Source organism: Streptomyces sp. NPDC096012 (assembly GCF_040426375.1).
Lineage (GTDB): Bacteria > Actinomycetota > Actinomycetes > Streptomycetales > Streptomycetaceae > Streptomyces.
In genome coordinates this window covers 1-11,645 of the sequence record NZ_JBEOTD010000042.1, presented here as the reverse complement: position 1 = coordinate 11,645, position 11,645 = coordinate 1, and the positions used below count along the sequence as shown (strand labels likewise).

Annotated in this window: 9 protein-coding genes and 4 pseudogenes; 10 read left to right on the top strand and 3 right to left on the bottom strand. The window is 69.6% G+C overall.

The window, feature by feature from the left end:
- Window positions 1–20: 20 nt before the first annotated feature.
- A pseudogene (locus ABVB68_RS37035) lies at window positions 21–395 on the top strand (transposase); the annotation flags it as partial.
- Between the two features lie 66 nt (window positions 396–461).
- Window positions 462–620, top strand: a pseudogene (locus ABVB68_RS37030) (helix-turn-helix domain-containing protein); the annotation flags it as partial.
- Here the strand turns inward: ABVB68_RS37030 and ABVB68_RS30435 are convergent.
- Window positions 603–1,160, bottom strand: a pseudogene (locus tag ABVB68_RS30435) (class I SAM-dependent methyltransferase). The pseudogenes ABVB68_RS37030 and ABVB68_RS30435 sit on opposite strands and share 18 nt — an antisense overlap.
- Window positions 1,161–2,490: 1,330 nt before the next feature.
- Window positions 2,491–3,033 (bottom strand): hypothetical protein, encoded by a 543-nt coding sequence (locus tag ABVB68_RS30430; RefSeq protein ID WP_353604398.1) that lies wholly within the window; start codon window positions 3,031–3,033, stop codon window positions 2,491–2,493.
- 841 nt (window positions 3,034–3,874) lie between these two features.
- Here ABVB68_RS30430 and ABVB68_RS30425 point away from each other — a divergent pair.
- The 8 genes and pseudogenes from ABVB68_RS30425 (at window position 3,875) to ABVB68_RS30390 (ending at window position 11,381) form a co-directional block, all read left to right on the top strand.
- The gene (locus ABVB68_RS30425) at window positions 3,875–4,249 is read left to right on the top strand and encodes a hypothetical protein (RefSeq protein WP_353604397.1); all 375 of its coding nucleotides are present in this window, start codon (window positions 3,875–3,877) and stop codon (window positions 4,247–4,249) included.
- A 398-nt stretch (window positions 4,250–4,647) separates the two neighbouring features.
- Window positions 4,648–4,698 (top strand): annotated as a pseudogene (locus ABVB68_RS30420) (transposase); the annotation flags it as partial.
- A 35-nt stretch (window positions 4,699–4,733) separates the two neighbouring features.
- Window positions 4,734–4,919: a hypothetical protein gene (locus ABVB68_RS30415; protein WP_353604447.1), complete on the top strand. Its 186-nt coding sequence runs from the start codon at window positions 4,734–4,736 to the stop codon at window positions 4,917–4,919.
- A 560-nt stretch (window positions 4,920–5,479) separates the two neighbouring features.
- A complete protein-coding gene (locus ABVB68_RS30410) occupies window positions 5,480–7,057 on the top strand; it encodes an ABC transporter substrate-binding protein (RefSeq protein WP_353604396.1) in 1,578 nt (525 codons plus the stop codon).
- Between the two features lie 315 nt (window positions 7,058–7,372).
- Window positions 7,373–9,853, top strand: coding sequence for a sensor histidine kinase (locus ABVB68_RS30405; RefSeq protein WP_353604395.1), 2,481 nt, complete (start codon window positions 7,373–7,375; stop codon window positions 9,851–9,853).
- Window positions 9,850–10,326 carry a roadblock/LC7 domain-containing protein gene (locus tag ABVB68_RS30400; RefSeq protein ID WP_353604394.1) on the top strand — a complete coding sequence of 159 codons (477 nt, stop codon included), beginning with the start codon at window positions 9,850–9,852 and terminating at the stop codon, window positions 10,324–10,326. The genes ABVB68_RS30405 and ABVB68_RS30400 overlap by 4 nt, the downstream gene beginning before the upstream one ends.
- 40 nt (window positions 10,327–10,366) lie before the next feature.
- Window positions 10,367–10,804, top strand: a complete 438-nt coding sequence (locus tag ABVB68_RS30395; RefSeq protein ID WP_353604393.1) for a DUF742 domain-containing protein — start codon at window positions 10,367–10,369, stop codon at window positions 10,802–10,804.
- Window positions 10,746–11,381: a GTP-binding protein gene (locus ABVB68_RS30390; protein WP_503006367.1), complete on the top strand. Its 636-nt coding sequence runs from the start codon at window positions 10,746–10,748 to the stop codon at window positions 11,379–11,381. Before ABVB68_RS30395 ends, ABVB68_RS30390 begins: the two co-directional genes overlap by 59 nt.
- A 20-nt stretch (window positions 11,382–11,401) precedes the next feature.
- On the opposite strand, the gene ABVB68_RS30385 is transcribed toward ABVB68_RS30390, so the two are convergent.
- The gene (locus ABVB68_RS30385; protein ID WP_353604392.1) at window positions 11,402–11,545 is read right to left on the bottom strand and encodes a hypothetical protein; all 144 of its coding nucleotides are present in this window, start codon (window positions 11,543–11,545) and stop codon (window positions 11,402–11,404) included.
- Between the last annotated feature and the right edge of the window lie 100 nt (window positions 11,546–11,645).

Here is an 11,645-nt window from a genome sequence, read left to right as displayed (position 1 = left end):
TCTGTGATCATGGGGGACCTGTGCCTGCGCTGCCATCATGGCTGACCGAACCGCTGTGGGACCGATTCGCCGCCCTGCTACCGCAGCGCCCTGAGTTCGATCCGACCCACGCGCTGGGGTGCCACCGACGCCGGACCAGTGACCGAATCGTCTTCGACAAGCCGCTGCAGGTCCTACGGTTCGGCTGCTCCTGCGAGCCGATCGCGGACTCCGTCTGCTCGACCACCACGATCCGCAACCGCCGTGACGAGTGGATACGCCTGGGTCTGTTCGCCCGACTGAAGCAGATCGCACTGGGCGCCTACGACCGCACCGTCGGTCTCGCCCTGGACCAGATCGCCGTGGACGGCGCCATCAACAAAGCCCCCGGCGGCAGCGAGGCGGCCGGACGTTCATCAGACCACCTATCAGCGGGCCGTCGCCGGCACCCTGGCCGAGCTGACCGGGAAGGACACCACGGCATGAAGATCCAATGGCGGCTGCGGATGGCGGCCGCCCAGCGTGAGGTGTGGACCGGGACCGAGCTGCGGCGACTGCTGGCCGAGAAGGCAGGGCTGGATCTGTCCTCCGCCTCAGTGTCCGCGCTGTCCAACAAGGAGCCCTCACAGATGAAGACGACCACGCTGGCCGCGTTGTGCACGGCGTTGGAATGCACCCCCAACGACCTGATCGAGGTCGACACCACACCCGTTGAACGGCCCATCACACGGCAATCGCCAGAGTCGCATCGGGGTGGACTGCCCGCCGGGCATCCAGTCGAAGGTGTATCTCGTGGTCGTGAAGTAGTCGGGCCGAGGGTCCCGGAACGTGTACGCCGTGACCAGGTGATCCACGGACACGATCAGCCGGCCGCCGGGCCTGAGTACTCGCCGAAACCCGGCCGGCGTCGGCCCCCAGTTCTCCAGGTAGCGCAGGACCAGCGACGCGACCACGTCGTCGAACGCGCCGTCCTGAACGGCAGGCGCTCGCCCAGGTCGACCACGTTCAGGGCCACGTCATCACCGAGCCTCTGCCTGGCCGGTGCGAGCATCCATCCCGGCGCTGACGTCGACCCCGGTGGCGACCGCGCCGCGGTCGAGCAGTGCGGCGGTCAGTGGGCCCGAGCCGCAGCCGGCGTCCAGAACTCGGTGGCCAGCCACGTCTCCGGCGAGGGCCAACATCGCGGGCCGTTCGTAGTACGCGTTCACGAGGTTGTTCTCGTTCTCCGCCGCATACGCCTCGGCGAAACTGTCGCCGTCGTTCACCCGGGCCGGTTCCGCAGCATCAGGGAAGCTCTCGGGTATGTCGGTTGCGCGTTCCGTCGTCGCAGCCTAGAGCCAGGCGGGCCCGCCGCACTGAATAGTGCAAGGTCGTCTGCCTCTTCACCAGTAGACGAGAGAGACGACCGAGGCCGTCGTCGGCGCCACCCTCGCCCGGACCACCGCCAGTGCCGCCGCCGCTAACCTCACCCCGGCCACCAGCGACCACCCCTGGACGGGCCGGACGTTCTCCGCGGGGTGGGGCAGCCGCCGACTGCTGGACGTCACATCGGTGAGTTCCGACCTGGTGGTCGAGGTCGGTGTCGACGCCGCCCGCGACACGGGCGGCCGGTGGCGGCACCCCGCCCGCTTCCACCGCACCCGTCCGCGTCAACCCCTCCTGTAGATTCCAGATTCCGTGCACCAACGCCACCGGTACCACCCCTGCACCCCCACCGCACCCCGGCCGCTCTCGGCTCCGAACACGCACCTATACACCGTCTCGGGCACGCAGCGCTCCCACGTGGTGCGCGCGGGCAACGAGTGTCGCGGCCGTAGACCGGGCCGCGCAGCATCTGCCAATCGCTGTTCATCCGACCAGCTCTTGCATCCGTCCCCGATACGCGGTCTTGCCCCGGGAACCTTGGGTTTCCCAAAAGGGACGGCGTCGGCCTGAGCCTCTACAAGGTCGCCCGCGAACTGCAGCTACTCCTCGCGGTCTGGACCGACGCCTGCCCCACCTGTCACCGCGACATGCCACAGCCGATACCGACCTGACCAAGCACTATTCGGACAGGGGCCGGAGTGGGCGCCGTTCGGTCTCGGCGAAGGAAGCGATCATGATCAGGTCGATAACCGGCCGGGCGGGGCGCCGTGCGCCACGCGTTCGGCCGGCCTCCGAGGTGCTCGCGTCGGGCATCGCGCCGCGGTTGCAGCACGGCGTCGGAAGGCCGCCGAGGAAGGCTGCCTCCACCCTCCAGATTCCCGGGTGACAAATGGCCTGGGAACCGCACCGGAGCAGCCCGTGGAAGCTCACATCGTTCCGGCATGACCAACCCGCGGAAGCATCGCCGAGTTCGCCGGGCTGGACTGAGGCAGGCAGGGGCCGGCCGGAGCGGGGCGCCGCCCGCTCGGTCCAGGGGCTCGGTCGGCAGCAGGGCACGCGCCGACCGACGCCCTGGACCACCGCCCGGCAGCCACAGTCAGCGGTGTGCTGGGCGCCCGGTCCGACCAGCGGGAAGCTGTGAGCGGGTCAGCTGTCGGCTTCGTCCTCCTGCGCGGGTGCGTCACCAATGGCGACGCGCAGGTCGTGCATGCCGTGCAGGATGTCGATGAGGGCTTCCTCGGCCCCGCTCAGAGCGTGCCGGGTTCCCTCCGTGTCGCCTCGCTCGGCGTGCAGTTGGGCGCTGAGCGCGTAGACCGCCGTCATGACGGCGGCGAAGGCGGCCTCACGGCCGGGCGGCAGGTCTTCGTCATCGGGTTCGCAGACCTGCAGCGCGGTCCGCTGCAGCCGGTTCGTCAGGACGTTGACCGCGACGCCGGGATCCTCTCCCAGTTGTTCGCGCCAGCCGAGCGACGTCTCGAGGACGTCCTCGATCTCGTCCTCCTCGGACAGCCGGGTCCCGGCGGTGATCTCGAGCTCCGTTTTCGCCAGCAGGCTGCCGAGCAGATGCAGGCGATGTTCCCGGGGCTCCTCGCGGAGCTTCTCGGAATCCGCCACCGGCTCGGCCGCCAGGGCGGCCAGAGCCGCGGAGATCTGCCCGGCACCTACCCGGCGCTCGTCACTGCTGTTCACGCCTTCAGCTTCACCCCGCGAACGCGAATCCGCCCGCCCGGACGGCCGCGCGTGTCAACCGCGACCGGTACGTGTCCACTTTCCGGCCGGCCCGCATGATGCGCCATCGGAAAGATGCCGGCTTGAGCGGGTCTCGGAAAAGGCCAGGTCAGAGGCCATTTCTCGGCTCGCTGTCCCGCCTGCGGGAGACCAGAGCGTCAAACGAGCGTCATGACGCACAGCACATCCCTCCTCCCCGGGACGGCACAGGCTGCCACGACCAACTGCCCCGGCACGGCCCGTTGGCTCGGCAGGCACGCCTGCAGGCTTTCGGGCTGACCGGCCGGCGCACCCGATGAAGCCGTGCCTTCTGCACTCCATCGAGAATGCGAGGGCCTCGGTTCTTCCAGGCTGGACTCGCCCCCCGGCACGAGGCGACCCACTCTCTCGACGTCGGCTCATGAGCCGGTGCCACCTACCGCCGACTGCAGGCCCACGAACCACTGGCAGAGGGCCACCCGACGTGCCGCAGCTCGGGCGTCGGGTGTGGCCGGGGTGCGAAGGGCGGGAGGAAACGACGGAGCGGCGGCGCGAGCAGAGCGGTGTGCAGACCTGGCTGCTCAGCGGGCCGAATCCCGGGCCGGCAGGAAGGCGGGCAAGCACGACCACAGCCGGGTGCGTGCACCTCCTTGACGGCGGGGACGGTGAGGATGGGACACGGTGGCGTGTGACCCGCTGCACTCCCACTGCTGCATTGGCACCACGTCCGTCACCGGGACGTGGGACCGGCCTCCCGCCCGCCAGGACAGCCGCGGCAGAGCGTGTGAGGCTCGCGTCAGGCCCCACCCGCCAGGAGGACCCCTTGACGAATCGCACCGCATACCGCCTGCTCGGCGCTGCCGCGGCGCTGGCCACAGGCGCCATGGCCCTGCTCGGCACCGGCGCCGGCACCGCCGCCGCATCCCCACGAGCCCACTGCGACCGCGCCGAGCGCCCGATATGGAGCGAGGGCCCCAGCCGCAACGTCACCGCCCGCGGTTGCGACGTCCCGGACCAGAAGCACCGCTGGTACGTCATCGACGTCGACACCCTGGTCCAGCCTCGCCACAGGAACGACTACCTGGAGGAGTCCCTGGCCGGCACCAGCACCCTCCACGACAAGACCATGAGATGCCTTGGCTACACCAAGGACGGCCACGTGGTGAACTGGTTCGGCTGCGTACCGGACCTGTCCTGACCCCGGCCCCGGCCGCCGCGGGCAGGCGCTGCGTGACGGGGGCGGCCGCAGTCTGGTGCACGCCTTGCAGCCATGCCGGTGCTCAGCGAACCGGTTGGGGAAGAAGGTGTTGTTGGCGGTCCTCATCTGGTGGTACTCGCTTCTCGACGTCGGGAAGACGGGACTTCGCGGGTGCGAGCGCGGCCGGCGGCCGCGGTGCTACGAAGCGCGCCTCGATGGCCGCGGCTCTCGGCTACCACGCCGCCGAGCCCGACCGCGGCCCTCGTCTGTGCTTTCACCTCGAGCCCGGCAGCTATGACACCGCCGCCCTCATCGGAGTTGAGTAGCTCAAGGTGTTCTACAGCGGAGAGCGGGTGGTTCTGGTCTGGGACGGGCGGTCCGCCCGCTGGAGCCGGGCCATGCGGGCCTGGGTCGCCGAACAGGACTGGCTGACCCTGGAGCGATTACCTGCCCACGCGCCCGAGCCCAACCCGGTGGAACTGCTGTGGTTAGTCGCTCAAGAAACGCGAACTCGCCAACTGCCCGTGGCCGCTGGACTGGCAACGCCACTACCGCGTCCTGGCGGACCTGGTCGACGCCGACGGGGTACAGCAACACCAAGGCCAGGCGCGACAAGCTCACCCAGGAGCAGCGGGACGCCCTGCAGGAGCTGGGCGTCGACTGGGCGTAACAGTTGCAGATCCGGGCGCTGCCAGCTTGGGGTCTGCGCCTCGTAGCAGGTGAAGGTCGTCCGAGACGATCCCAAGCCATGGCCATCCCCTACCTCGGACACCCCTTGAGGGGAGAGCTGACGTATGAGCCCGCCTGCTCTCTGTGTGTTTGTTCGGTTACGCAAGGCATAGAAGCTGTGGTGGATGGGTTCATCTTCGGATCGTCCGACCAGAGCATGACTGACTGCCGCAGTTCGTGGACGGGCTGACCGATTCGGTGACCGGCGCGGCGCCGCGGTGAACTGCTGAGATCCCCGGCCGTGACCCGGTCCACCCCCGTCCGGCAGACCGGGCCCGATCTCTTGCACCATTTCCCGATGTTCGATGGGTGTTCGATGGGCACATGTTCTAATCTCCTGACGATCCGTAATGGGGCGATGACCGCGTTGGCGAGGCGGTCGGCTGTGGCGTGCGCGAAGCCCGGCCGACCGGCCTTTGCCCGCGTTGCAGAGGTGCTGCGCGTCATCCGAGCAGTCAGCGCGCCATGAGAACGGCCCTGATGTGAAGGCGACACCTGTCCATGACCGAGCACGGAAACAACCCCAGCGGAGCCATGAGGCGAAGAACCGTCCTGCGTGGTGGTGGCGGCCTGCTCGCCACGGCCGCGGCGGGCCTGCTCCCGGGGTGCTCCGGGTCCGGCGGCGACGACTCGGGAGCCAGGCCCCCGAAGAAGGGCGGCGTCCTGCGCGTCGGCTGCACCGGCGGCAGCGCGAAGGACACCCTCGACCCTCACAATCCCGTCATCTGGCCCGACCACGCACGGGCGGTGAACCTCTTCGAGCGGCTGTTCGTCCATGACGAGAAATACCGCGTCAAGCCCCTGCTCGCGGACTCGATGGAGCCGTCCAGGGACGGCAGGGCCTGGACGCTGAGGCTCCGTTCCGGGGTGGAGTTCCACAACGGCAAGACCCTGGACGCCGACGACGTCATCGCCTCCCTGCGCAGGATCGCGAACCCCAAGGCGCCCGCCGCCGGGGCCAGCAGCCTCGCCGTGGTCGACGTCGCGGACCTCAAGCGGCTCGACGCCCTGACCGTGCGGATCCCGCTGAAGACTCCGTACGCCCTGCTGGAGGACCTGCTCGCGCAGACCGTCATGGCTGTCGTCCCGGCAGACTTCGACCTCAGGAAACCCATCGGCACCGGCCCGTTCGTCTACAAGTCCTTCACCCCCGGGGACGAGAGCGTCTTCACCAGGTTCGACAACTACTGGCGTCGCCCGGCCCACGTCGACGAACTGCACATCATCGACTTCCCCGACGACACGGCCAGGGTCAACGCGCTGCTCAGCCGGGAGATCGACGCCATGGACAACCTGCCGTTCGAGCAGATGGAGCTGGTCGAGGCCCAGGGCTGCAAGGTCCTGATCTCGGAGCCCGGGGCCTGGACCCCGCTGACCATGCGCCTGGATACCGGCCCCTTCGACGACGAGCGGGTCCGCCAGGCGATGCGGCTGATCGTCGACCGGCCGCAGATGGTCCGCCAGGTGCTCAGAGGACAGGGACGCATCGGCAACGACCTCTACGCACCCTTCGATCCGGCGTACAACCACGATCTGCCGCAGCGCGTCCAGGACCTCGACAAGGCCAGATTCCTGTTGAAAGCCGCCGGGCACGAGGGGCTCAACGTGGAGCTGGTCACCTCCAACGGCATCGGCATCGGCGCGGTCGAGACCGCGCAGCTCTTCGCCCAGCAGGCCAGGGGCGCCGGGGTGACGGTGCGGGTCCGCAAGACCGACTCCGCGACCTTCTACGGCGACAAGTACCTGAGCTGGCCGTTCGCCATGGACTACTGGTTCACGCGGAACTACCTGGCGCAGGTGGAACAGGGATCGATCAAGGGTGCCCCTTACAACGAAACGCACTTCAGGGACCCGGAGTTCGCCTCCCTCGTCAACCAGGCCCGCGGCCAGTTCGACGAGGGCAAGCGCAACGAACTGCTCAAGGCAGCCCAGAAGATCGAGTACGAGCGCGGCGGTTACATCGTCTGGGGCTTCAAGAACCAGGTCGACGCGTACGCGGCCGGGGTCGGCGGACTGGTCCCGACCCCCAGCCACCCCTTGTCCGACTACCGGTTCCGCGACTTCTCCGTCGACGGCTGAGGGCCGAAGCCGTGCACGGGCGCCGCCCGGCAGGGCAAAGACCGCCGCCCGAGCGCCGGGCTCCTCGAAGGTCCGGCCCCGGACCGGCCGGCACGCCCATCGTCACCGTTCTCTCTGCACGACGCTTGAACCCCACGGGCAAAAAGGCTGTAGTCTCCGCCCGTTCGGCCAAGCGATACAGATCAGCACGGCAACTCACCCAGGCAACAGAGCAGCTTGCCCGTACGACATCGTTCCGGAGGCTTGGTGTCCCCGCACAAGGTGGAAGCAGCGGAACAGGCACGTCGGGGAGCGTGGGTTCGGCCAAGGGCCGACGTGTTCCTCGACCGCTGGCCGTTCCAGCGCAAGCTCAATGTGCTGGTGATCATCCCCGCCGCGGTGGTCGCCGCCATCCTCGCCTACGTCATCGCGGGCCAGGTCGCACAGGCGCAGTCAGCGGCGCGCACCGCGGCCCTCGTCCGCAGCAGCGAGCAGGTCGCCTCCCTCGTCGACGACCTGCAGAGGGAGCATCAGCAGGCGATTCTGCTCTCGGTGCGCTACCAGGCCGCGGAGCCCGGTGGGCCCGCGCCGTCGCCGCGGGACTACCGCCGGGCCCAGCGGGCCGTCGACCGCCAGGTCGCCGAGGTCCGCTCCGCGTTCGGATCCCGCCTTCCCGCGGCGGAGACCAGGGCGTTGCGGGGCGTCGCCGGGCTGACCGGGCTGCGCAAGACGGTCGAAGGCGCCTACCTCCCGGCCGACAGCATCGACCCGGCCTATGACTCCATGGTGTCCAACCTCATCGACGGGCTCGGCCTCGGCGGATCCGCGGGCGGTGCGGTGTCGTCGCCCGAGAACGTCCTGGACACCCTGCTGCGCGCGGACGCCGCGCATGCCGCGTTCGAGACCGGTGTCTTCTCCGCCCAGACCGGCGACTCCAGCGCGCTCACGGAATTCACCGGCGCGGTGGGCAGCCTCCAGCTCTACAACCACCACGCCCAGCGCTTCAGCCGGATCGCCTCGGTGGCCCAGAGCGGCCGGCTGGCCCGGATCGAGCGCAACGCGCACCAGAACGCCATCCGGTCCGAGTTCGCGTCCCTCCAGTTCGATCCCTCCTCCCTGGAGGCCAGGGACCTCGACGAGGTGCGGGCGGCCGTCGACAAGGCCATCGCGGCGTATCCGACGTACGAGAAGCAGGCGTCCACCCGGCTGGAGACCACCCGGTCACTGATCCACCAGATCGCGGACGACGGCGACCGGGCCTCTTCCAAGGCCTGGTGGCGAGTGGGGTGGCTGCTGACCGCGGTGGTGCTGATCTTCGCCTTCTGGCTGCTGCTCTCCCTCCTGGTCCGGCGCTCCGTCGTGCGGCCCGTGCGGATGCTGACCGCCGCGGCCCAGCAGGTGGCCAGGGCGACCGGGCAGGAGCTCGCGCGGGTGGCGGACGACGAGGCCGAGGACGACGGCCGGCTCAGGCTGAACGCAGTCCCGGTGCGGGCACGCGACGAGATCGGCACGCTGGCGGAGGCGTTCAACGAGGTACAGGAAGCGGCCGCCGCCCTGCTGCAGCGCCAGGTGCTCAGCCGGCGCAATGTGGCGGAGATGTTCGGCAACGTCGGGCGGCGCGTCGGCAACCTGACCGCGCGCCAGCTGGCGCTGATCGATGCGGTCGAGCGTGAGGAGACCGACCCCGCGCTGCTCGACCAGCTCTACCACATCGACCACCTGGCGGTGCGCCTGCAGCGCAATGCCGACAGTCTGATGCTGCTCGCCGGGCTGGCGGAGACCACTCTCGAGGCCCGGCCGACGGCGCTGACCAACGTCGTACGGGGCGCGCTCGCCCAGATCGAGGAGTACCAGCGGATCCACCTGCGTGTGCTGGACGAGGTCACCGTCGCGCCCGACATCGTCGGCGATCTGACCCTGATGCTCGCCGAGCTGATGGAGAACGCGGTGGCGTTCTCCCCTGCCGAGAGCCCCGTCGAGGTGCGGGTGCGCTCCCAGGGCGAGGCGGCGGTGGTCGAGGTCGTCGACCACGGGCTCGGCATGAGCGCCGAGCGTCTGAATGAGGAGAACGAGCGGCTGGTGCGCCGCGAGCGGCTCGATCTTGTCCCCACCAAGGTCCTCGGGCTCTTCGTGGTCGGCCGGATCGCCCGGCGCTGGGGCATCAGGGTCGCGTTGACCGCGACGATGGGCGGTGGGGTCACCAGCAGGGTCTTCATCCCCTCGACGCTGCTCATGCCGTTGAGCCACGTGTCCACGGTGCTCGCGGGCGAGGGCTTTTCCTCGTCGGTCCTCCCCACCCGGAGTCGGCCCGTGGGGCCCGCCAAGCCCCCAGCGCTCACCGGGCCTGCCGTCACATCCGCCGTTCCCCGGCAGCATCCCCAGCCCTCGCGGCGAACCCCCGCGGATGGCGCACCGCGGGACAACGCCGGGAAGGAGCCCGCACCGTTGCCGCGACGTGTCCCGCGGACCGCGCACACGGCCGGTCCGCCCCCCGAAACCCGGTCCGCGAACACGGCCGAAAGTGCCGCAGCGCAGGCACAGGAACATCCGGATGGCGAGGCACTCACCCCGGCACCGGCCACGCCGCCGCTACGGCGCCGCGTGCGCGGCGCCACGCTCGAGAACGCCGCGGCGGCACGCCGGCCGACGCCGACGTCGCGCCGGCCGCTCGACGCGGAGGCGGTCCGCTCCTCGATCGAAGAGTTCGAGGAGGCGGTGGCCCGGGCCGAGCGCGAGAGCGCGCAGCCGGGACAACAGCCGACTCGGATGCCGGCATCACCAGAGTCCCCGGAGGGACCGGAAGGAGTGGGACAGTGACCACATCGACAGGTGGAACTCAATTCAACCCAGTGGAGCCCGTCGACCTGCGTGCCGCCGCAGAGGACTTCACCTGGCTGCTCAACCGATTCGCGACGGAGACCGCGGGCGTGGTGGATGCCATCGCCGTCTCCTCCGACGGTCTGCTGATCGCGGTCTCGCGGCTGTGCGACCACGCGGACTCCGAGCGTCTCGCGGCCATCGTCTCGGGAATCACCAGCCTGGCCGCCGGCGCCTCGGGCAACTACGGCCTCGGCGCCCTCAACAAGGTGATCATTGATCTGGAAGGAGGCCATCTCCTCGTCGCCGCGATCGGCAGCGGATCCGTGCTCGGCGTCGTCACCTCGAACGAGGCGAAGCTGGGGAACGTCGCCTACGAGATGACCCTGTTCGCCAACCGGGTGGGGGCGGCCCTCAGCCCCGAGCTGGTCCTCGAGCTCAAGAACAGCGTCGGTTCCCCGGCGACCGGGTGAACCGTCCGTTACCACATGCAGCAGGAAGGAAAGACCCAGAATGGCCTCCGAGGGTGGTCAGCACCACCCGGGCTCCGGCGGTGCGGGATCCGGCGGCCGCCCTTCGGCGATCCGGCCGTTCCTGCTGACCGCGGGAAGGGTCGCGGGCAGCGACGCGGTAGCGCCGCTCCCCATCGAGACCCAGGTCGTGACCACCTCGTTGGGCTTGGCCACCCTCGAAACCCTGGCCTTCGAACACCGCGACATCGTCGCCGTGTGCCGGCGGCCGCAGTCGCTGGCCGAGGTCGCCGCGAAGCTGCACCTGCATCTGAACGTCGTCCGTGTGCTCGCGACCGACCTGCGCGCCCATGCGCTCCTCGCCGTATACGTGCCCAGTGCCGATGCCTCCCGCGACGTCTCCGTTCTGCAAAGGGTGATCGATGGTCTCCGCGGCGTCGCCGAATCCGAAGGGATACACCGTGACAGCCAACGGGATTGACGCACCGTGCGTCCCACACGAGACCGAACGGCCGCCTCTTCCCGTGAAGATGGTGATCGCGGGCGGGTTCGGCGTCGGCAAGACCACGACGGTGGCGTCAGTCTCGGAGATCGAACCGCTCACCACCGAGGCGTCGATCACCGAGGTCGCGGCGGGCGTGGACGATCTCAGTCACACCCCTCACAAGACCACCACCACGGTCGCCATGGACTTCGGCTGCATCACCCTCGATCCGACCCTGAAGCTGTACCTGTTCGGGACGCCCGGCCAGGAGCGTTTCGGTTTCATGTGGGACTACCTGGTGGAGGGCGCCCTGGGCGGATTGGTGATCGTCGACACCCGCCGCCTCGACGACTGCTTCGCCGCGGTCGACTACTTCGAGCACCGGGACATCCCGTTCGCGGTGGCCGTCAACGCCTTTGACGGCGAGGTCGCGCACGAGCTTGACGACGTGCGCTGGGCGCTGGACGTCAGCGACCACGTCCCGCTGTTCGTCTTCGACGCCCGAGAACGGGGCTCGGTGCTCGACGCACTGCTGGTGGTGCTCGACCACGCGCTGAAGCGGGCGGAGGCGTAGGCGGTACACCCCATGAGGGCTCACCACGGCGCCCCGGCGGCGAGGGCGCCGAACAGGAGACCGCCGACGCCCCAGTCGACCACGGGGAAGGCTGGCGCGTCCGCCACACCCACCGCCGGCAAGCCGCTCGACGCCAGCAACGCGTTCACACGGATGTCCGGCAAGCTCGCCTCCGCGAAACTGTCGGGCACCGTCACCGCGGCCCACGACCCGAACCATCTCCTCGGCCGACCCCGCCAGTACACCTCGAAGATCACGTTCGAC

What these genes read in the sequence shown, in the direction of transcription:
- ABVB68_RS30410 (WP_353604396.1), top strand. Translation starts at nt 5,480, where the DNA reads ATGACCGAGCACGGAAACAACCCCAGCGGAGCCATGAGGCGAAGAACC.
- ABVB68_RS30395 (WP_353604393.1), top strand. Translation starts at nt 10,367, where the DNA reads ATGGCCTCCGAGGGTGGTCAGCACCACCCGGGCTCCGGCGGTGCGGGA.
- ABVB68_RS30390 (WP_503006367.1), top strand. Translation starts at nt 10,746, where the DNA reads ATGGTCTCCGCGGCGTCGCCGAATCCGAAGGGATACACCGTGACAGCC.